At 38.8% G+C, this 20,344-nt stretch carries 19 protein-coding genes; 17 read left to right on the forward strand and 2 right to left on the reverse strand.

Going from position 1 to position 20,344, the window contains the following annotated elements:
• Nucleotides 1-397: 397 nt before the first annotated feature.
• Nucleotides 398-1,744 (forward strand): DJ-1/PfpI family protein, encoded by a 1,347-nt coding sequence (locus tag PBN151_RS28255; RefSeq protein WP_072731996.1) that lies wholly within the window; start codon nucleotides 398-400, stop codon nucleotides 1,742-1,744.
• Between the two features lie 323 nt (nucleotides 1,745-2,067).
• On the opposite strand, the gene PBN151_RS28260 is transcribed toward PBN151_RS28255, so the two are convergent.
• Nucleotides 2,068-2,718 carry a DUF4097 family beta strand repeat-containing protein gene (locus PBN151_RS28260; protein ID WP_072731997.1) on the reverse strand — a complete coding sequence of 217 codons (651 nt, stop codon included), beginning with the start codon at nucleotides 2,716-2,718 and terminating at the stop codon, nucleotides 2,068-2,070.
• A 226-nt stretch (nucleotides 2,719-2,944) separates the two neighbouring features.
• Between PBN151_RS28260 and PBN151_RS31620 the strand changes: the two genes are divergently transcribed.
• The 3 genes from PBN151_RS31620 to PBN151_RS28270 are packed head-to-tail and all read left to right on the forward strand — an operon-like array spanning nucleotide 2,945 to nucleotide 4,551.
• Complete coding sequence (locus PBN151_RS31620; RefSeq protein WP_021254963.1) at nucleotides 2,945-3,094, forward strand: hypothetical protein; 150 nt, start codon at nucleotides 2,945-2,947, stop codon at nucleotides 3,092-3,094.
• Nucleotides 3,095-3,124: 30 nt separating this feature from the next.
• Nucleotides 3,125-3,898, forward strand: coding sequence for a MerR family transcriptional regulator (locus PBN151_RS28265; RefSeq protein ID WP_072731998.1), 774 nt, complete (start codon nucleotides 3,125-3,127; stop codon nucleotides 3,896-3,898).
• The gene (locus PBN151_RS28270) at nucleotides 3,892-4,551 is read left to right on the forward strand and encodes a GAP family protein (RefSeq protein ID WP_370510461.1); all 660 of its coding nucleotides are present in this window, start codon (nucleotides 3,892-3,894) and stop codon (nucleotides 4,549-4,551) included. Before PBN151_RS28265 ends, PBN151_RS28270 begins: the two co-directional genes overlap by 7 nt.
• Nucleotides 4,552-4,675: 124 nt before the next feature.
• Here PBN151_RS28270 and PBN151_RS28275 read toward each other — a convergent pair whose 3' ends face one another.
• The gene (locus tag PBN151_RS28275; protein ID WP_072731999.1) at nucleotides 4,676-5,437 is read right to left on the reverse strand and encodes a DeoR/GlpR family DNA-binding transcription regulator; all 762 of its coding nucleotides are present in this window, start codon (nucleotides 5,435-5,437) and stop codon (nucleotides 4,676-4,678) included.
• 226 nt (nucleotides 5,438-5,663) lie between these two features.
• Between PBN151_RS28275 and PBN151_RS28280 the strand changes: the two genes are divergently transcribed.
• The 13 genes from PBN151_RS28280 (at nucleotide 5,664) to PBN151_RS31625 (ending at nucleotide 20,314) form a co-directional block, all read left to right on the forward strand.
• Complete coding sequence (locus PBN151_RS28280; protein ID WP_072732000.1) at nucleotides 5,664-6,416, forward strand: ABC transporter ATP-binding protein; 753 nt, start codon at nucleotides 5,664-5,666, stop codon at nucleotides 6,414-6,416.
• A complete protein-coding gene (locus PBN151_RS28285) occupies nucleotides 6,409-8,028 on the forward strand; it encodes an ABC transporter permease subunit (RefSeq protein WP_072732001.1) in 1,620 nt (539 codons plus the stop codon). Before PBN151_RS28280 ends, PBN151_RS28285 begins: the two co-directional genes overlap by 8 nt.
• Before the next feature lie 66 nt (nucleotides 8,029-8,094).
• Complete coding sequence (locus PBN151_RS28290; protein ID WP_072732018.1) at nucleotides 8,095-9,087, forward strand: extracellular solute-binding protein; 993 nt, start codon at nucleotides 8,095-8,097, stop codon at nucleotides 9,085-9,087.
• 27 nt (nucleotides 9,088-9,114) lie between these two features.
• On the forward strand, nucleotides 9,115-10,215 hold the full coding sequence (gene phnW / locus PBN151_RS28295; RefSeq protein ID WP_072732019.1) for a 2-aminoethylphosphonate--pyruvate transaminase: 1,101 nt from the start codon (nucleotides 9,115-9,117) through the stop codon (nucleotides 10,213-10,215).
• Nucleotides 10,208-11,026 carry a phosphonoacetaldehyde hydrolase gene (gene phnX / locus PBN151_RS28300; protein ID WP_072732002.1) on the forward strand — a complete coding sequence of 273 codons (819 nt, stop codon included), beginning with the start codon at nucleotides 10,208-10,210 and terminating at the stop codon, nucleotides 11,024-11,026. The genes phnW and phnX overlap by 8 nt, the downstream gene beginning before the upstream one ends.
• A 175-nt stretch (nucleotides 11,027-11,201) precedes the next feature.
• Nucleotides 11,202-11,768: an SF0329 family protein gene (locus PBN151_RS28305; protein WP_072732003.1), complete on the forward strand. Its 567-nt coding sequence runs from the start codon at nucleotides 11,202-11,204 to the stop codon at nucleotides 11,766-11,768.
• A 1,507-nt stretch (nucleotides 11,769-13,275) separates the two neighbouring features.
• Entirely contained in the window at nucleotides 13,276-14,538 is a 1,263-nt protein-coding gene (locus PBN151_RS28310; protein ID WP_139295447.1) for a hypothetical protein, read from the forward strand.
• Complete coding sequence (locus PBN151_RS28315; protein WP_072732004.1) at nucleotides 14,513-14,971, forward strand: three component ABC system middle component; 459 nt, start codon at nucleotides 14,513-14,515, stop codon at nucleotides 14,969-14,971. The genes PBN151_RS28310 and PBN151_RS28315 overlap by 26 nt, the downstream gene beginning before the upstream one ends.
• Nucleotides 14,968-16,842: a DUF3732 domain-containing protein gene (locus tag PBN151_RS28320; protein WP_072732005.1), complete on the forward strand. Its 1,875-nt coding sequence runs from the start codon at nucleotides 14,968-14,970 to the stop codon at nucleotides 16,840-16,842. Before PBN151_RS28315 ends, PBN151_RS28320 begins: the two co-directional genes overlap by 4 nt.
• A 275-nt stretch (nucleotides 16,843-17,117) precedes the next feature.
• The gene (locus tag PBN151_RS28325) at nucleotides 17,118-17,867 is read left to right on the forward strand and encodes a hypothetical protein (RefSeq protein ID WP_072732006.1); all 750 of its coding nucleotides are present in this window, start codon (nucleotides 17,118-17,120) and stop codon (nucleotides 17,865-17,867) included.
• Nucleotides 17,868-18,034: 167 nt separating this feature from the next.
• Nucleotides 18,035-18,937 carry a hypothetical protein gene (locus PBN151_RS28330; RefSeq protein WP_175560824.1) on the forward strand — a complete coding sequence of 301 codons (903 nt, stop codon included), beginning with the start codon at nucleotides 18,035-18,037 and terminating at the stop codon, nucleotides 18,935-18,937.
• A gap of 231 nt (nucleotides 18,938-19,168) precedes the next feature.
• A complete protein-coding gene (locus PBN151_RS28335) occupies nucleotides 19,169-20,125 on the forward strand; it encodes a phosphoribosyltransferase-like protein (RefSeq protein ID WP_072732008.1) in 957 nt (318 codons plus the stop codon).
• A 15-nt stretch (nucleotides 20,126-20,140) separates the two neighbouring features.
• Nucleotides 20,141-20,314 (forward strand): hypothetical protein, encoded by a 174-nt coding sequence (locus tag PBN151_RS31625; RefSeq protein ID WP_227775170.1) that lies wholly within the window; start codon nucleotides 20,141-20,143, stop codon nucleotides 20,312-20,314.
• The last annotated feature ends 30 nt before the right edge of the window (nucleotides 20,315-20,344 follow it).

Genomic DNA, 20,344 nt, shown 5'->3' on the forward strand with positions numbered 1-20,344 from the left:
CTCTCTACATTTATCTTTTGTTGAAATCTTGCGAATTCATGAGTTTGAGAGAGGAAACTGAATCATTTATAGGGAGCTTAACAACTAAAACTAGATGAGAGTTCTTCAGCCCGTGCCAAAGGGATAAAATGAAGACATCTGCTCGAAATTTCAATGGTAGGTGCCTTTTTGAGTTTTAAAGGTTCCGCTAGAATGGGAAGCGGCCCATTACCGAACAGCGCTCACCGTTTTGTTAAAATTATAGCCCTATTGAGTCATGCTAAAAAAAGAATACAGACTAGGGCCCAGTGGCAGCTCCAACGTTAGGCGGGCCTCTCGACTGAACCACAGACAGATGCCTTGTTTATCTTTATTTGTTAAATTTTATGGGTAAATCTAATCTGAAGGAGCGAAGCAATTGAAAATTGTATTACGCATTATTATCTATCTCATCGTTTTTTTCGTCGTCGTAGGGGGGATAGGCGCGGTCGGGTTCGTCAATACGATGAATGCCGGAATGTCGGTTTACGATAAAGCCCCCCCTGCATTAATGGATTTGCAGGTGCCGATATATGACTCTAACAAACCGACGGTGGCCGTACTTCTGGCGAACGAAGTGACGGAAGTGTTCGATTTTCTCGTCCCGTACGAGATGTTTGCGATGACTGAATCTTACAATGTATACGGCGTTTCCCCCGATCGCGAAATTAAATCACTAACTGGTGGACTCGATGTCGTCCCACACTATTCGTTTGACGAAATGGATGCAATGCTCGGCAAAAGCCCGGACATTATCGTCATTCCGTTTATGCCGATTTTGGATGAGAATAAATATGCGCCTGTCCGTGAATGGATTCGGAAGCACTCGGGTGCCAAGACGACATTGATCTCCATTTGCAACGGGGCTGAAAACCTGGCGGATACTGGCTTGTTGAACGGCAAATCGGCCGCGACGCACTGGGGAGACATGAACAGACTCATTAAAAAATATCCGGAAATCCAGTGGGTGAATGATCGGCGCTACGTCCCACAAGGCAATATCGTATCCTCTGCCGGTCTGACATCCGGGATCGACGCTACGCTATATGTCATCTCCAAGCAACTGGGCGAGGCGGCGGCGAAGAAAGTGGCGAAAGAGATGAACTATCCCTCTTACGAGTATGTGACAAACCCGCAAATGAAACCGTTCGTTGCCGGATTGAGCGATATAACATACGTACTGAACAACGCTTATCAATGGAACAAAGTAAAGGCGGGCGTGCTGGTATATAACGGCGCCGATGAACTGGATTTGTCCGCCGTATTCGATACGTACGCCGCTTCCGGTACGACGACGACGTTGACCGTTTCCAGCTCGAGCAAACCAATCGTAACGAAACACGGCCTAAACCTAGTCGCACGTTATCAGATAAAAAACGTGCCGAAACTAGAGAAAATGATTGTCGTTGGTGCCGATGCCGAATCTGCAGCCGCCGAAGACATCAACCAATGGAAGAACAGCGGCCACAGCGCGAAACTGCTGTTCCTGCACCGCAACGCGGCGGATCGGTTTGCAATGGATCCCGCATTCGAGGATTTGGCCGAGCAAGAGGATATCCAGACGGCGAAATTTGCCGCCAAACGGCTCGAATATCGCACCACCGACCACCTAAAGCTGGAAGGCAGCTCCTTCTCTTTTGAATCGTTTGGCGTACCGGTTTTACTCGGTATCTTGTCCTTGCTCATGGCTTTTTTCATCGATCGGCGCTTCATCCGCAGGAAATAGGAATCGTCTGCAAATGAAGCGCATCGAGGGATGAATTAGTTTGCGAGACTCAGCAATAGGTATTGGATATAATTCACTAAACTATCCTTTTAATAAAAGGACGATCCCACACCGTTGCGTGGGCTATGTTCTCCTCCTTACATTCCATTTCCAAATATATAATTAAAGAGCGTATACGGGGAGCATGTAATGCTTAAAAAGGCACCCTATCTTAATCAAAGCACTAAGAAAACACTTTATTTTCTTCTGACAATAAGAAATATCAGAAGCCTGTCTCCATTAGAATGATTGGAAACAGGCTTCTATTTATTGATCCCTGTTATTTATTTGACCGTTATATTTCCGGAAGTTGTTTGGAGATTCACATGAAATGAGCCATTCCCCGTCTGTCCCTGTGTCTTTCTGTTATTTTGTTGAGAATGATTCAAAGGAATACCCATAGCTCGTCTGCCACTACCCGATTGCAAAAGCCAGTTTATGTTGGAGTCCTTGTCTTCTAGATTTAAAAGGATGCTGCCGCTTTTGACAGAGATATTGATGTCACTATTTATTTTTACATAGTCAAGCGATACATTTCCACTACTTCCTTGGATATCGAGTTTCTGTGTGCTCAGATTGATTATCTTTACATTACCGGAAGAACCGTCTAACGTTACTTTTCTCTCATAATTGTTTGGAACACGAACGGATAGCTGAGGCATTTTTCCGATATTTACGATGTTTCTAATATCACTCTTAAGCCGAATTTTGATGTTGTCTTTTTCCTTATCTATAACAATTTCAGGTCCATTACTAATTGCTTCAAGTGACTCTATATCTGCTGATTCTACTATTAATGTTGTGCTGCCGTGGTCGATATGGATGTTTTCTATCCCCTTTAATGACACAGCGTGTGCAGCATTTTCTTGGTAAGAACTACATGCACTAAGGAAAAGTATCACCATCAAAAGTAAACCAATGCAATATTTTTTCATTTACTCACCTCATCACTATTCTTCATGATTGTGAACTGATTATATAAGATTACGTTGCGTCAACATCAAGTTAACTTGTGCAATCAAAGAATTTTCTAATGAAAACACTTGAAAGTGACGTTGCGTCATTTTGTATAATCAAGCCAATGGGTAAGCTCTTCATCACTTATGTCTGTTAAGTCGGCTAAGGGGAAGAGGAGATTTATTATAAAAGGGGAGAGTAGATATGAAACAAGGAGACATCATTATTTATGCATGTGTAATTATAGGAGCAGGAATTGGACTTATGATTGATCAAGCATTTCCAGGCGTATTAGTCGGTCTAGGATTAGGATATTTAATCAAACATGGTCTATATAAAGATCAAGAAAATTGATCTTATCTGAATTGTCGGAGGTGTCTGTAATTGATACATATTAAAGAAGTTGCAAAAAAAACGAATATCACGGTCAGAACACTTCGGTACTATGATCAGATCGGATTATTGACGGCACCGTCCAAAACAGAAGGGGGCCATCGTCTGTATTCAGAAGAGGAACTGAAGAAGCTTCAATACATCCAATTTCTGAAGGGAATTGGTTACAAGTTGCAAGAGATTAAAAGTATGTTATACGACTCTAAATGGAATTGGACGAACAGTTTGAAAAACCAGTTAGCCTATATCCTTGAAGAGCAAGAAAGATTAAGGAGTATAGAGTCGTCACTGCGGGAATTGATAACCGGGATTGCGGTAGAAGACGGGGATGAGCGGCTTGCGATACAGAAACTTATTCAGTTATCGAATCAACATAAAAAAAGATTGCCGACCATCAAGGAAAGCATGTTTAACGATAAGGAAATAGAGCTTTGGACAAAACTCCCAAAAATGAGTGGGGAAGACCCTGATTCTATGGAGTGGATTGCATTGCTAGGTCAGATAAAACGATATACGAAAGATGATCCTGCTTCATCACGAGTGCAAAACATAATACGGCGCATGATAGAAAAACAATTGGAAGATTTCAAAGGAGAAGACGAATTTGTGAATAAATTATGGGAGCTGAGGAAATCTCCAAAGCAATCTGAGAGTCTTGGCCTATATCCTATAGATAAGGAAGTTCTTGATTTTATGGAGCGAGCCTATGACATTCACATTTCTTCCATACAGAACTCTTCCATGGAGCAAGGAGGAGAATCGTGACTCTTGAACTCCTTTCTATGGTAGGGGGATTAGCCTTATTAGACACGCTTAGCCCTGCAACATTGGGGGTGACGGTATATTTGCTGTTGACTGAAAAGGAGCGATTAGGTTCACGCTTAATGATTTATTTATTGACGGTCGCAGTCATTTATTTTTCAGTAGGCGTTGCTTTCATGTTAGGTCTGGATGTGTTTCTGGCTAGTTTCTCTTCCATTTTTCAAAATCGGATTGTAAGTTGGGCTATGCTGATCATTGGGGGAATTCTGTTTATAGCCAGCTTCTACTACCCAAAGAGTAAAAAGTCGGATTTGCCAAGGCCGAAGTCAAAAAGTAAGACATCCATGATTGCACTCGGTTTCACGACATCATTGATTGAGGTAGGTGCAGCATTTCCGTATTTTGCTGCGATTGGACTTATGAATACCTCAAATTTATCCGTTTTTCAGTGGCTCCCAATTATGGTAGGTTATAATTTTATAATGGTTCTCCCGCCATTAATCCTGTTTACATTGCATTTATTATTAGGGCGAGTGATGAAAAGGCCATTAGAAAGGCTTCAAATCAAGCTTTCGAAGCATTCGGGATCGGCTGTTTCGTGGGTCATGTGTATCGTGGGGGCGATTATGATTTTCTATAGTTTGGATTATCTGTAGGGAGTTTTATAAACCTATGAGGGGCGATGGCCCCTCTTTTTCATGATTACCTGATTCCATACATAAGCATGCAGTTTCCATGACCCATCCTTCTCCTGATGGTAAATAAGCCAGTTGGTTCACTTTACTCTGCAATGATAAGCTTCGTTCGTATCGACGTAAACTGCGGCGGGTAATTGGGATCGATATTCGCATCGGTAATAATGGCGTTTACGTTATCTAGTGGTGTAATGGCAATCTTAACGTCTTTTCCGAATTTGGTGCTGTCTGCTACGACATACACTTCTTTGGACAGTTCGATCATCTTCTTGCGTGTAATGGCTTCCTCCATATTGTAATCTGAGATCCCTCGTTCCATCGTAATGCCGCTGCAGCAGATAAACGCTTTTCGAATATTCAATTCATGAAAATTGAAAATATAATCGTACGCGACTACGGAATGTTCCTCTTTGCGTATTTTTCCTCCGATAATAATCAGTTCAACATCGGTATTCATGAGCTCACTGATCACGGGAATGGAGTTGGTGACCACCGTGAGATTGTTCTTGCTTTTGATAAACTTGGCTATGTGATAGGTGGTGGAGCCACTGTCAATATAGATGCAATCCCCATCGTCGATCATCTCGCTGCATATTTTACCGATGTTTTCTTTTGCCTCAAATAAGGTAACCATTCGCTCATCCATGGAGGATTCTCCATACTTCGACTCCACGATTTTAATACCGCCATATATCTTTTCGATCTTCCCTTGCTTGGTCAATAGATTCAGATCTCGTCGTAGTGTATCCACGGAGACCGCTAATTCGGTTGCCAGCTCAGGCAGTTTAAGAACCTTTTTGATGGTAAGCAATTCTATAATCTTCTGTTGTCTTTCAAGTGGCAGCATAAGTTCACCTATTATCGATTGATATTGTTACCTATAGTGTAACGACTGCACCGTTCACATTCAATTAAATTTGACTATATATTTCAACTGAACATGAAATATGGCGCACAATATATGCAAAATATATGAAGTATATATGCATGATTTACTCAACATTTACATAAAAGTGCATTTGATTTGATCGTTGATTTATATAATGGGGGTGTGACTAAGGGAGGTGAGCCGTTTGCTTAAGCTGCAACATATCAGCAAACAATTTGACGGCAAAATGGTGCTCCAAGATATCAGCTTAGAGATAGGTTCTGGTGAGATTGTATCGCTTCTCGGCCCTAGCGGGAGCGGGAAAACGACACTGCTCAATATTATTCTTGGCCTAACGAAGCTGGATCATGGCAGCATTATGTATAACGGCTTGGACATGACACATGTATCCATGAAAAAGCGCGGCTTTAATATCGTATTTCAGGATTATGCGTTATTTCCGAATCTGAATGCTTACGAGAATATCATCTATGGGTTGCGCAATAAGAAAGGAAGCGTGAGTGAGCGGGAGGTTCAAGACTATATTGAGTTTTTGGAACTGAAGCCGCATCTGAGCAAGCGAATCAGTGAATTATCAGGCGGACAGAAGCAGAGAGTGGCTTTAGCTAGAACTTTGGTTACGAAGCCGAAGATTCTGCTGCTAGACGAACCGCTCAGCGCATTGGATGGAGTCATTAAAGAATCGATCAAACAACGTATCCAATCGATTGCCAGGGAGTTCAAGCTCACGACGATCATTGTTACCCATGATCCTGAGGAAGCATTAACCCTTTCCGATAAAATTTTGATTATCAATCAAGGCACAATCTCGCAATATGGCACACCGAGAGAGATTATTGGGCAGCCGAGCAATGATTTTGTAAAACAGTTTATTATCAAGCAGTTGCAGATTAAGCGGCAGAATATATTCAATCTGTTTGGTGAGCGATATGCATAGAGTAAAGCCAGAAATGCGGGTTCTGCTTATCTCCATACTCTTTTTGTTAACCGTTATTTTGTTCTTGCCGCTGCTTGTCCTATTTATTCGATCCTTCGAGACAGAGCAGGGCTTTTCATTTTCCAATTACAGCTCGATTTGGATGAATGATGAGATGATGATAGCTGCCTTGAACAGTATGAAGGTATCAACGGTGACCGCAATTATAACAACGATATTGGCATTCATCCCGGCGTATACGATTCACTGTACGCGTGCTCATCGGATCTTCAAAGGCATGCTAAAGACGACAATCGTTCTTCCCATGCTGCTTCCGACAATTACGTATGGATTTGCCATGATGTATTCCCTTGGCAATCAGGGATTGCTGACCAAGCTTGCAGGACGAAATTTGTTCGATATCTATGGCTTTAATGGATTGCTGATCGATTATGTCATTTATACACTTCCGCCAGCCTTTTTATTGATTCATAACGCATTTACATACATGGATAAAAAGTTTATTATCGTGTCTCACCTGATGGGCGACAGACCAATAAGAAGTTTTGCGAATACGATTGTTCGGCCGTTGGCAGGGGCATTGGGTGGAGCATTTGTACTTTCTTTTATCCTAAGCTTTACGGACTTTGGGATACCGGCGTCGGTGGGAGGAACCTATTCGGTGGTAGCCAGCCAGTTGTATCAAGTCATGCTGGGCTCCATTCCTGATCTGAATCAGGGGGCTGTCATCGCGGTGCTCATGCTTGTGCCGGCGATATTCGCAATATGGCTGTTGCGGTCTCTAGAGAAGCTTAACTTTCACTATGATCAACTTGGAGAAATCGAGCTGCCGACACATCGGGTGCGCGATATTAGCTTCGTGACCGTGTCTTCTGTCATCGTCTTTATGATGCTGTCGATATTCGCCATTATGTTTATTGCACCGTGGTTGAGCCGATATCCTTATGATCTTACTTTTACATGTAAACATGTCCTAAGCGTACTTCAATCGAGTGATTTAACGAAGGTATATCGGAACTCGATTTGGATTGCTGTGTTAACTTCTGTATTTGGTACGTTGATTGCTTATTGTGCTGCGCTTCTTAATGTACGGACTTCATTAAGGGCAAGATCACTCACCGATACGGCTTCCATGATTACAAATACGGTGCCTGGCATGGTGCTTGGTATCTCTTACTTGCTCTTGTTTAATGGAAGCAGCTTGAAAGGGACCGTGACGATCATCGTGCTGTGTAATATCGTGCATTTCTTTACAACACCGTATTTGATGGCGAAGAATTCGCTCTCCAAGATGAATCCTTCATGGGAAACGACGGGAGAACTGCTCGGAGATAGCTGGTTCAAGACGGTCTATCGGGTAGTCCTGCCTAATTCGGCTGCGACGGTGATCGAGATGCTGGGATATTATTTTCTCAATGCGATGGTTACGATCAGCGGCATCATATTTCTCGTATCCACCCAAACCGCTGTTGTTGCTAGTAAAATCAAGGAGCTTCAGCATTTTGCCAAATTCAATGAAATTTTCGTATTGTCGATGCTGATCTTCTTCACCAATCTGCTTGTGAAACTGCTATGTGATTATGGACAAAAGAGATTTTCGATTCATCGTTAAACAGGCTTAATGCTTATCTATGATAGGCCTAAATAATCGTAAAAGCGAGGGATTACGATGGTTGGAATGTCAAAAAGGTTCAGGATGGTGCTCTTGTCATTACTGGCAATAAGCATGTTGGTGGTATTGGCAGGCTGTGGTGCTGGTAGTGCAAAGGAATCGAAGCAAGTGATTATCTATACCAACGCAGATGAAGAAGCAGTAACAGCGATGGAGTCTTCACTGAAATCCGCAGGCTATGAAGGGCAGTATCAATTCCAATCGATGGGGACGTCAGAACTAGGCGGCAAGCTGATGGCTGAAGGGGATAAGATTGAGGCTGATCTTGTGACGATGAGCTCGTATTTCCTAGACAGTTCACAGAGCCAATATAAGATGTATAAAGACTTAGCCTTTGAGACAGGAGCTATGGATTCGTATCCGTCCTACTACACGCCGATCTTGGCAAATACAGGCTCTATCTTTGTGAATACAGAAGTATTGAAGCAAAAAGGGCTGCAGGCTCCCCAATCGATCAAAGATTTGACGAAGCCTGAATATAAGGATTTGGTGTCGATTCCAAATGTATTAGATTCCTCTACAGCTTGGCTGCTTATACAGGCTATCATCAGTGCTTATGGACCAGAGGAAGGGAAGATTGTACTCCATGATCTCATTGCCAATGCAGGCCAGCATATAGAAAAATCCGGTTCTGGACCGATTAAGAAAGTGGAAGCAGGAGAAGTAGCTGCTGGATTTGGACTTCGTCATCAGGCGGTACGTGCACACGAAAAAGGAGCTCCGATTGATTATATTGATCCCATCGAAGGGAATTATTCGTTGACAGAGTCCATTGCAGTTATCAATAAGAACAACGAAGTGACGGATCTTGCCATGAAAATGGCGGAGGCGATTAGTAAGGGTGCGAGAAAAGATTTGATTACGAATTATCCTGTTGCCTTGTACAAAGGGGAATCCACAGATGCGGTCAATAAGCCAGCGAAACCGATGAAGTTCGATCAGCCATTAACCGTGGAGTTATTGAAGGAACATCAGCAGTTTTTTAAAGATGCTAAATAATTCATAACTACAGGGAGTAAGATCATGATGAATAACTACAAATTATTGACCCCAGGGCCGTTGACGACGACCCGATCCGTTAAGCATGAAATGTTGCTAGATCGCTGCACGTGGGATGATGACTATAAATCGATTACGCAGAAAATAAGATCCCAGTTATTGACGATTGCAGGAGTAGATTCGGAACAGTATACAGTTGTATTGATGCAGGGCAGCGGAACCTTTGCCGTAGAATCGGTGATGACATCCGTGATTGCTCCAGAACATAAGGTTCTAATCATCTCCAACGGCGCTTATGGGGAACGCATGATACAGATGGCACAAGTGATAGGGCTGTCGTATGTCGAGCATAAGGTAGACAATGATAAGTATCCGGATATGACGGAACTGGGGGTCATGCTTGAAGCTGATCCAGAGATTACTCATATTGCAATGATCCACTGCGAGACAACGACAGGGATACTGAATCCTATTGATATGGTCTCGAAGCTGGCAAAAGCTTATGGGAAAACGTTCATTGTGGATGCGATGAGCAGCTTTGGCGGTATTGAGATCGATGTTGCTGGCCTTCATATTGATTATGTAATCAGCAGTGCGAACAAGTGCATTCAAGGTGTTCCTGGCTTTGGGTTTGTTATTGCTAAGCTTGATCAATTGCAGCAATGTCAAGGTATTGCCCGCAGCTTGGCGCTTGATTTGTATGATCAATGGAATTGTATGGACAAAGACGGAAAATGGCGTTTTACCTCACCAACCCATGTAGTTGCTGCATTCTCCAAGGCGTTGGATGAACTGCAAGAAGAAGGTGGAGTCGCAGCAAGACAAGCTCGTTATCAGCACAATAACCTGCTGCTCAGGGAGAGACTTGCGAAGGTTGGCATGACGGCTTACATTAAAGCGGACTACCAGTCGCCGATCATTACGACCTTTCTGTATCCAAACGAACAATTTCATTTCGCTGAATTCTATCAATATGTGAAAGAAAGAGGATACGTTATTTATCCAGGGAAGTTGACGAATTTGGATACGTTCCGTATTGGGAACATTGGGGAAATCTATGAGGAAGACATGGATCATTTATGCCATATTATTGAGCAATATATGAAGGAGCATTGCAACCATGAATAAAGTAGAAGGAATCATATTGGATTGGGCGGGGACGGCCATCGATTTCGGATGTTTTGCACCTGTGAATGTGTTCATCGATATCTTCAAGCAGGCAGGTATCGAGGTGACAATGGATGAGGCTAGAGCACCTATGGGGATGCTGAAAATCGATCATATCCGGGCGATGCTGTCGATGCCCAGAGTTTCGGCATTATGGGAAGACCAGTATGGCAAGCCATTTACAGAACAGGATGTGGAGCAGCTCTATGCGGCATTTGAGCCTGCGTTAATGTACTCGCTAGCTGAATACACAGATCCGATTCCAGGTGTAGTGGATACCGTCGAAACCTTACGAGCGCAAGGATTGAAGTTCGGCTCTACAACGGGCTATACCCGCACGATGATGGATGTGATCGTACCTATCGCGAAGGAAAAGGGGTACAGTCCCGATCATCTGGTCACACCTAGTGAAACGGATTCTTATGGCAGGCCATACCCTTACATGATCTATCGCAATATGGAGGAGCTGAAGCTCTCCGCATGCTGGAAAGTGGTCAAAGTGGGTGATACGGCATCGGATGTGAAAGAGGGAGTCCATGCTGGAGTGTGGTCAGTTGGTGTTGCTGTCGGCAGCTCCGAAATGGGACTCAGCCAAGAGCAATTCGAAAGCCTATCCGAGGCAGAACAAGCCGAGATGATCTCGAAGACGAAGCATAACTTTATGCAATATGGTGCAGATTACGCGATTGATACGATGCGTGAGCTTCCGCAATTAATCGAAACGATCAATCAGTTGATTTCGGATGGGAAGAGACCGGGGTGTTTGAAATAAAGGAATATGGAATGGGTTGAGTACGGGGTGTAATAGAACGAGCTGCCTCTCCAATAAGGGAGGCGGCTTTTTGTTGTCCAGCCTGTTCTAACATTTGCAATATACACGTACTAAAAATCGAATAAAGATGTGATAATATGGGGGAAGGAATTCTAGTAGAATATAGGGGGATTACATGTCCTGGAGCAAATTGAAGCAACAACTGGAGAGCTTTCTCTGTCCTGCGTTACATGGAAGGGTCGAATACCGTGCAACGAGCTATCGTTATTTGCCTGATAAAGCAGGTATTTGTTATATTTCGGTAGATAAAAAGAATGTATTCAATATGAGTGATAAAACGAGCCTAATCAAATGGTATCAGACGGAGCAGGAAATTAAGAATGATCCAGATATCCAAATTCCGATTAGCAATGAAGAAATTGAGGCGGTCAGAAAGGATACCAAGGGCGCTCCCGAGGATCGTCTAATCGTAATTGCTAGAAGTAGAAAAATTTCCGGATATGCAAAAGAGCTTTTGTCTGCTCAGACGGCATTAAGTAAATCAAATTTTAACGTTGTGGCGAATCATTTTTTATCCACCTCTATAGAGGAAAGCATAGAGAGCAATGACATCTTATTGAATATTCTGGCTTTGGTGGACAGACGAGTTGGAAAAAAGCGAATTTTAAATATGACCGAGAAGATGAAGTTAAAGCATCCCATTGTGCAGTATTTTTATGAACTACGGCGTAGTACGTCATGATAATCAATTACTCATTGTGAAGGCACTCGTTTTAGATATTCGAAAGTATAAAATTAATCTATTCTGAGTCCGATATGATTTAGTAAACCTGCATTAGTGATCTTGACCCGGATTGATGTAAAACATCAACGGAAACAATCAGAAAGAAGCAGCTTTTCAGTACGGAAGCATGCAAAGCTCGTCAAACCTTAGGTTCTGCGGATTGATACAGATAACATCCCCAGATAACATGTTCCCGCAGACGACACATGTGGAATGTACAGTGTTTAAATTAAGAGGGGCTAACGATTAAGCCTCATGTAGTAACTCACCCATTCCTTGAGGTTGCATGTTGTAATGTATTCTTCTGATAGAACCATCCTGATTGACTTCTATCTTTTGAATTACTTGATGGAGGAACTGCTTAAGAATTTGCTCATCATCAATGTCGAGTCGTGCAAATGATGCAACTTGTTTTTGAAAGACACGGAATTGCTCTTCCGTGTCTTTTTGTGTTTCGAGAATAGACTCCAGTTCCGTCTTTCGTCTGGCAAGGGATTGTTGTTCAGCCTGAATACGTTGATTTTGGGCGGTGAACTGCTCTTGAGTTGAAAACAGGGTAATAAGTCCCTGTAAAGTTTTCTCTAGTTGCTCATGTTGCTTGTTCAGCTTGTGTAACTCCTTGATTAGAGCAGATTTTTTGCATCGAATAGCCTGTCTAATTTGACGTTACTGCTAATCAGTTCTTTTAGGTCACTTCTCACCGCCATGAGTAACGTGTCATAGCCGATGATGTGGGAAGAACAAAATGCCTTCCCACGTTTTACGTAGCCATAGCAGACGTAAGCACCATTCTGCTTGCCTGTCCTTTCGGAATGTCATTCCATGCCCGCAATCAGGACACATCATAAGATTGCAAAAAAGCTTTCCTGACCGTTGCTGTGGCTCTTTCCGTTGGATTTCATTAGTTCTTGTACGGCTTGATAATCTTCCTTAGAAATCAATGGAGGAGGGGCTCAAAGATAATCTGCTTATCTTCGGGAACTTTAACCCATTCCTTAGACATGTGGCTAATTACTTCCTCAAGATATTGGCATAAGGTTCCGGTGTAGGTCACGTTGGTCAGAATACACTTAATACTTGACCGGTGCCACACAGTACCTTGATTACCTGCACTAGATTCTGTTCTGGGCGTGGATATAAGGATGTTCCTCTTGAAGGTGTTTTGATTTATCTCACGTTATGGGGGGTCAGTCCCTTCCCGAGTCACCCAAAGGGAAGGGAGGCTCTTTTTCTTTGCTAAAACGCGAATATGGGATTCTGATGATACCCACCCATTGCCAAATGATTAGCGTACTCATTATGAATTGAGGCTTACACTCATCCAGAGCCGTATGATATTTTCTTCAAATTCCTTTGTACGCGCAAGTCTGGCCATAAATTTATGAACATCTAAGTATCGCTTTAGAAAGGGAATTACAGGAATTTGTCGAAATTAATCAAAAAGGCAATGATAGAGGTGGTATTATTGAAAAGCTTTCAAGATAAAACAAATGCAGAAGACAAATCAATAGGTTTTGATTATCAATATTATTATTTTCTTTATCTATTACTAGACCTTGAAGAAGGCCAGAAAATAGGCATTGAAGTTAAAGACGATGTACATATCGATTTGAATGATGGCACGCAAGTCTTATTGCAATTGAAACATTCAATACAGACTAATGCTTCAGGAAAAGTTGTTAATTTAACTGAAAGGGACAGCGACTTGTGGAAAACGCTTTCTAACTGGGTCAATATTATAAATGATCCGTTAGATGGAAGGTCAAAAAGTGAAGAGCAACTTGCTTTTATAGAGCAAACTACTTTCATACTTGTTTCAAACAAGGCTAGTAATACCAATAACAAATTCTTAAAAATAATAAAAGACTTTAAGCAAAAGTCAATTAGTATTTTGGAAGTAAAGCGATACTTAGAGGGTTTACAATCAACCACCGCTGATGAGGATATTAAGAAGTATGTCGAATCGCTTAAAAAACAAACACAAAAATGGATTACTAAGTTTTTTGCTAAACTCGAATTTGAACTAGATCGAGACGATTTGATTATAAAAATAAAAAGCAGAATTAAAGGAAAACAGGTAAAAGAATCAAAAATTGATGATGTATTTAATGCAGTGGACAGTAATTTAAGACAACGTAACTACCTTAATACTAAATCGAAAGCTAAAAATGTAATTAGCTTTGAAGATTTTTACCATGACTTTCATTTATATTTTGATAAAGGTAGAAATGACAAGTTACCCATCAATAAAAACCCCATTCACTTTGATAAGCCTTTAGAAGAACAAGTATTTATCAAACAACTTATTGACATTTTAGCATTAGATAAGACCGCCACTGCGGAAATGCTTAGACTTGCAAGTTGTATGTTACAGATCAATAACCATTTGGAGGATTGGCTTAATAGAGGACTTATAGTGCAGGAACAGATCGACGAATTCAATAATGACTGTATTGCAAGGTGGAGGAATTGTCATGACGAAGTTCATCGGAAAATCAATTTGGATTTAAAAATGTTTGAAACAGCGCCCTCGGAAAAAGATATTGTTTTAGCTGCTTTGAAGTGCTTAGACGCTGTTAGAAAAAATGAACTTATCTTTGATGAGACAGCACTTGATACTGAATTGAGTAATGGTCAATTTTATTTGTTATCAAATGAACCCGTAATAGGATGGCGAATGGATTGGGAGGAAAAGTATAAACATGATGACCCCAAAAAATCTATATAATAACGAAATGATTGGTGCAATAGCTATTTATTCAGTACTTCTTCATTTACAGACCATAAGCGTCGCTAAATCAATGCTTATATTCCCTTTTATTTCGCATCAAGGCACACTCGATTTCTTGAAGAACAACAATACTACCTTGCGTAGTCTTGAGGAATTTATTATTAAAAAACCCGATTTCTTTTCAAATTATAACGAACGTTACTTTTCACTTCTGACTTTGTCAGTAAATTCTTTAATATTACTTAAAGAGATAGAACTTATAAAAATAGAAGATTCTGAAATCTCTATTAATCCAGAAAAGAAACTTGCAATAAACAAAGAAGCATATGGGCTAAGAGCGTTCAATATTTCAATAGCTGGGATAAAATTATCAGAAATTCTTAAAGACAATGTTAATAACCTATACCTACAATTGAAGGTGAAATTATGAGATTCGTAATTAATGAAATAAATTTGTGGCTCAAAAATAAAAGAGTACGTTCAATCCCGTTTTTTGAGAACAAAATAAATGTAATCACAGGTGAAAGTGGTACAGGAAAGTCTGTAATAATTGATATTGTAGATTATTGTTTCTTTGCTAGTAAAACAAAAATACCTGATGAAAAAATTAATGAAAATATTAATTGGTACGGTCTTAAATTTGAGATAAACGATAAGCAATATGTAATTGCTAGAGGGGCGTTAAATGATAATCGAAAAGTAAGTTCATCATACTATTTCTCCCCAATTGGTGATGTTCCAAATGAACCTACTTCAAACATTACAGAAGATGAATTAAAAGCTGTAATTGAAAAGGAGTTTTCGATTGATAGCAATGTAACTATTCCGTACAGTGGAAAAAAATTAAAAGCTGGAAGCAAAATATCGCTACGATATTTCTTTTTATTCAATACACAATCTGGAGATACTATTGACCATAGTGAAGTTTTCTTCGATAAACAAAATGATGAAAAATACAAAGAAGCCCTTCATAGAATATTTGATCTAGCTATTGGAATTGATACTGTTAAAAACATAATAATTAAGGACAAGATTGATACATTAGAAAAAGATATTCTGAGATTAGAGCGACGAAAAAATGCTATCTTAAAAGAAAATAGTGTATTTGATAGTGATCTAAGATCTATTGTTAAACAAGCAAAAGAATACGATTTAATTTCACTTGAAACAAATAGTTTAGATGAGGATATAGTCAACTTACAGCATGTAGTTGAATATGTTCAATTTATGAATACATCTGAAAACATGAAAGAGCTTGAAAGGTTACAAAAAAAGAAGAATGAAATCAAGCATAAGATTAGAAGTTATAATAAATTTAAAAATGAGTATAATGGGTTCAAAAAGCTTCAGTCGGAGACATTTGAAAGTCTCAAACCAGTAGATCATCTAAGAGAAAATTACGGACATCTTATACAGCATCCTATTCTAACTGAATTGCTCGATTTTCTTGAATGTGAAATGAATAAGATTAAAAAGGATATAAGTAACAAAAGGCCATTTGACATAAATTTAGATGATGATCTAAAAAAATTAATAAAAGAACTTGATGAAATTCAAAAAGATATAGATAAAATCCCACAAAACAAAAAATCTTTTAACACGGAAATTGAAAAGTTCGTATTTATTGGGGAAATAAAATCTAAATTAAGGTTGTTTAAACATGGAGATCAAGAGATCTTCAATGAAGAGGAGCTAGAAAAGAAGAAAGATGAGCTTGGACAACTTAAATCAAAACTTGAGAATGAAATTGTTGATAGAAGTTTAGTTATCAGGTTGCTAGAAGAACTTATTCAACAATATCTAAAAAAATCTTCTGATGCACTTGGAATCTACAAAGACTATCAATCTGTATTTGATTATAAAAACAAGGTTCTACAGTTGAAAAAACCGAGTGCACTTGTCCCTTCTGTTGTAGGAAGTAGTTCAAATCATATGTTTATGCATATTTGTTTTATGCTTGGAATACATGAGTTGATAATAAAACAAGGTGCTCCTTATGTTCCAAGTCTTCTAATCTTGGATCAGCCTAGTAGACCATACTACGGTGAGGATGGAAACAAGAAAAGCACAAAAAAATGGTCACAGATACCACAAGATGATAGAACAAAAATAACAACTGCGTTTACCGTACTTAACGACTTTATAACTTATATTAATGAAGTATATGGTCAAACATTTCAGATGATAGTTTTTGAACACATTCCAGAGTCAATATGGAAGACGGCTAATTTAGATAATGTTATTCTAGTCGATCAAGAGTTTAGGGATGGAAATGCACTTATTCCTGATGAACTTTTGTGATATTTATTATGATTTTAGAACAAACACCACTACTAACGGACACATATATGAGGAGCTGTTCCACATATATAAACTGTGACCCGAAGAAAGATACTTTGCAAAATGACCTCTTTCGGGTCATTTTGCATTTATAATAAGTACTTGGAAGGTACATTGCTCCACTGGAAAGGTTAGATTTAGTGTTTGAAAACAGACAGTTCAAATTCTTATAAACATGAAGGTGGTAATGTTGGTGGCTTGAAACTTGTTATCGACTATCGCAAGGAGGAACATTCATGGCAATGTATGCTTACAAGGATGCCGCTAGAACAGTAAAGATATTAGCAAGAAACGCACAAAAGCAAGACAAGGGTAATCGCTATTATTGTCCAAACCTTAAGTGTGATGCCCATATGTTTATACGAAACATTGAAGGTGTCTCTGCATCGTATTTTGGAGCAATTCATTCTCAAGGACATATAAATAATTGTCCACATGGTGCTTCAAATGGATTTAACCCAAATAACTATGATGAAGATACATTCGAGTTTGATAATGCATTATTAGCATTAACTATGCCAAGCAAGTCTCAGACTAAAAAAGGGTTTTTTGGGGAACATGGTGGTGGTAATGCAACAGCATCGCCACCGCGCACAATACGGCAGATATATTCAATGTGTAAAGCCCATGACTGTTCTGATACATATAACGGTGTAACAATTGGGAAAATGCTGTTGGATAATAGAAGTGTCTTCATGTACCCTAAAGGTGTGTTCGGATGGAGAATTATTGAAGCCAAGTGCAAAAGACCACATTTTTATGACTCTGCTAAGAAGGAACTTTCTTTAATTGCTTCTACTGCTAGAGAGCAATACACCTTCATATTAAAGTTTGAAGGTGAAGAGTTATTTAAGGAGATAAAGAACGTTATATTTTCGAATAGGGAATACTTCACAGTTGTGGCTGGACGATGGAGTTCTTCAGGAACTTTTAATGTATTTTGTACTACGCTTTCGAGTAAAAAACAGGTAGCAATTATAAAGTAGGTAGAAATTATGGGGGAGGGGATATCCACTCTTACTTTAAATGTGATGTGTACGATCAAATAACGCTAAGTATCACTGTTGACTCTCTTATAGAAATGAAATTAATTTATGAATTATTTTGATTTATTATTTAAATAAAGGATAGTGAAGAGAGAATGCGGATACTTGTGTGCGAAGAACTGGTTAAGGACCTTAGAGTAAATATCGAAAAGATTAACGATATGTCTCTACAATTAAAAAAAAATAACTATGAAGCATTTTTTGTTTACTCATTCGCTTTATTTGAAAGTAGTATTTGTGAGGCTTTACGGCGAATACTGGTTGCCTTTCCCGAGAAGTTATCAGATGAAAAACAGCCTAAACTTAAAAATTCAGATATTTTCAATAATATTTATTCATCTAATTACATAATCGATACAATTATTAATGCCGAAATCAAATCTATTTCGAAAGGTAATGCGCTAGCTCTCTTACAAACAGCACAAAGTCTCATGGCAATTGAATTATCGTTTGATAGGACTACAATAGAAGAGGTTTCGGAGTATAGAAATAGACTAGCACATGAAAATACAATATCAAACAGAGAATATCTCCTAGGTGGAAGAACTGTAAGAGGCAATATCTTTTCACTTGAGAAAGCTAAGGTTCTTATAGATATCTTAACGAAAGTTTTATCAGACTTGGAGTTATGTCTAAAAACAAAGTATCAGAAGTATACAAAATTTAAACTTATTAAAGATCTTTGGGTAGAAATCTTTGCTACTCCTTTACTAAAGTTTGAAGATTGTATATTGATTAGGCAAAGCGCATTTGATAAGAATACAAATGTAGTTGGTATAAATTTTGATCATTTAGACACTGTAGTGAAATCAATCTCTTCAAGTGAAAAATTCTTTTTATCGCTTTTATTGCAGCAATATTCAAGTAGTATAAATGATCGATATTTTAAGTTTAAAGATATCCCGAGTTTAGTATCAATAACTTCTAACACCAAAATTAATAAAATTTTGCACGTATTTAATATCTACCCCAACTTGTTCAATGGAGTAAGTATCGATGGTGCTATATAGCGTGTAGTCAATCACTTAAGTCGTGTTGTAGTGTCAATTTACCGTGTTGATACATAATTGGGAATACATAAACTTCAACAGTTTCGATGTTAAGGCCTCCATTCGTGGAGGCCTAGTGTTTATTGCAATATAATATAATTTATTAGCGTAACTAAATATGACAGGTTACAAAATAATACAAAACCTGATATAGTTTATTTACCAACTTTATCTAATCGGAAGTGTAGATTGATGGATAATAATCTCAAAGATATTATTTCCCATTGCGAATTAAGATGGGGTTCAGACGATAATTTATTTGATTTTAAAAATAAGGTTCTTAATTGGGTAAATCAAGCTAAAGATAATGAAAAAGTTATTTTACTGACCTTATTAAAGAATTTTGAATACTACACTATTCAAAGAGTGAATACGGTCTTTAGAGAACTCCATGCTACATTTGCAGATATGCATAAAGAAATCCTTCATATCTATCAAAATAATGCTTACTCAAATACTCTATTTTTTCCCGTTTACAAAAAAGACGGAACTAGAACAAGTTCTTTCGACATGCATGGATGTTATAGATACACAAACCAACTTTCAAAACACTGTTTTAAAACTGAATTATCCGTAGTTTTAGAAGAAGAATCATTTCCTTTTGAACAAATAGACAATATCGTATTTATTGATGATATGATTGGAACTGGCGGTACAATGGTAAAGTTTACTAAGGAAATTATGGAGCTATATGGAGAGCGATGCGACTTACATGCTAAAAGGTTTTTCCTTATAGTATTAGAGGCGTGTTCACATGGTGTGGATTTGATAGAAAAGTACATAGAAGAGAGTGGAATTAACTTAACCTTGCATTATTCACAACTACATAAAAAGGCCTTTTCTGAAGACCACATATTTCTTTCGGAAGAACTTGAGGTGTCGAGAAGAATTATTTATGAATTAGAAATGAAAATAAACAATAATAATACTCGAAATGTGTTAGGTTACGAAGGTTCAGAAGCATTAATGTCGTTTTACCATAACATACCTAATAATACTCTTAGTTCTTTTTGGCAAGAAAATGAATCGATTGGTTGGCAACCTTTGTTTCCTAGAGCAAGGCATGATAATCCATTTTCAAAAAGAAAAAAGTTGTCTGAAAAACATGACTTACAAAAAAAGTCAAATTATATAGCTAAATCTTTATAAAGAAGAGTGTGCTTTGTGGACTATAGAGATGTATTAATTATTTTTTATATGAATTCTGTTAAAGGCAATTACGTTTATGCTGATTTAGTAGAATTATTAGGATTAACTTATGCACAAATAAAAGATAAAGTAGACAAATTAATTGAACAAGAGTACCTAACAATCAATCAAACCGGATTAACCCCATAAATTTGGACACATAGAAACTAATTCTTTCTT

The sequence above is a fragment of the Paenibacillus sp. NAIST15-1 genome (genome assembly GCF_001894745.1).
GTDB lineage: Bacteria > Bacillota > Bacilli > Paenibacillales > Paenibacillaceae > Paenibacillus_B > Paenibacillus_B suaedae.

What these genes read in the sequence shown, in the direction of transcription:
- PBN151_RS28275 (WP_072731999.1), bottom strand. Translation starts at nt 5,437, where the DNA reads ATGCTGCCACTTGAAAGACAACAGAAGATTATAGAATTGCTTACCATC.
- PBN151_RS28305 (WP_072732003.1), top strand. Translation starts at nt 11,202, where the DNA reads ATGTCCTGGAGCAAATTGAAGCAACAACTGGAGAGCTTTCTCTGTCCT.
- PBN151_RS31620 (WP_021254963.1), top strand. Translation starts at nt 2,945, where the DNA reads ATGAAACAAGGAGACATCATTATTTATGCATGTGTAATTATAGGAGCA.
- PBN151_RS28325 (WP_072732006.1), top strand. Translation starts at nt 17,118, where the DNA reads ATGGCAATGTATGCTTACAAGGATGCCGCTAGAACAGTAAAGATATTA.
- PBN151_RS28260 (WP_072731997.1), bottom strand. Translation starts at nt 2,718, where the DNA reads ATGAAAAAATATTGCATTGGTTTACTTTTGATGGTGATACTTTTCCTT.
- phnW (WP_072732019.1), top strand. Translation starts at nt 9,115, where the DNA reads ATGAATAACTACAAATTATTGACCCCAGGGCCGTTGACGACGACCCGA.
- PBN151_RS28285 (WP_072732001.1), top strand. Translation starts at nt 6,409, where the DNA reads ATGCATAGAGTAAAGCCAGAAATGCGGGTTCTGCTTATCTCCATACTC.
- phnX (WP_072732002.1), top strand. Translation starts at nt 10,208, where the DNA reads ATGAATAAAGTAGAAGGAATCATATTGGATTGGGCGGGGACGGCCATC.
- PBN151_RS28290 (WP_072732018.1), top strand. Translation starts at nt 8,095, where the DNA reads ATGTCAAAAAGGTTCAGGATGGTGCTCTTGTCATTACTGGCAATAAGC.
- PBN151_RS28335 (WP_072732008.1), top strand. Translation starts at nt 19,169, where the DNA reads ATGGATAATAATCTCAAAGATATTATTTCCCATTGCGAATTAAGATGG.
- PBN151_RS28315 (WP_072732004.1), top strand. Translation starts at nt 14,513, where the DNA reads ATGATGACCCCAAAAAATCTATATAATAACGAAATGATTGGTGCAATA.
- PBN151_RS28320 (WP_072732005.1), top strand. Translation starts at nt 14,968, where the DNA reads ATGAGATTCGTAATTAATGAAATAAATTTGTGGCTCAAAAATAAAAGA.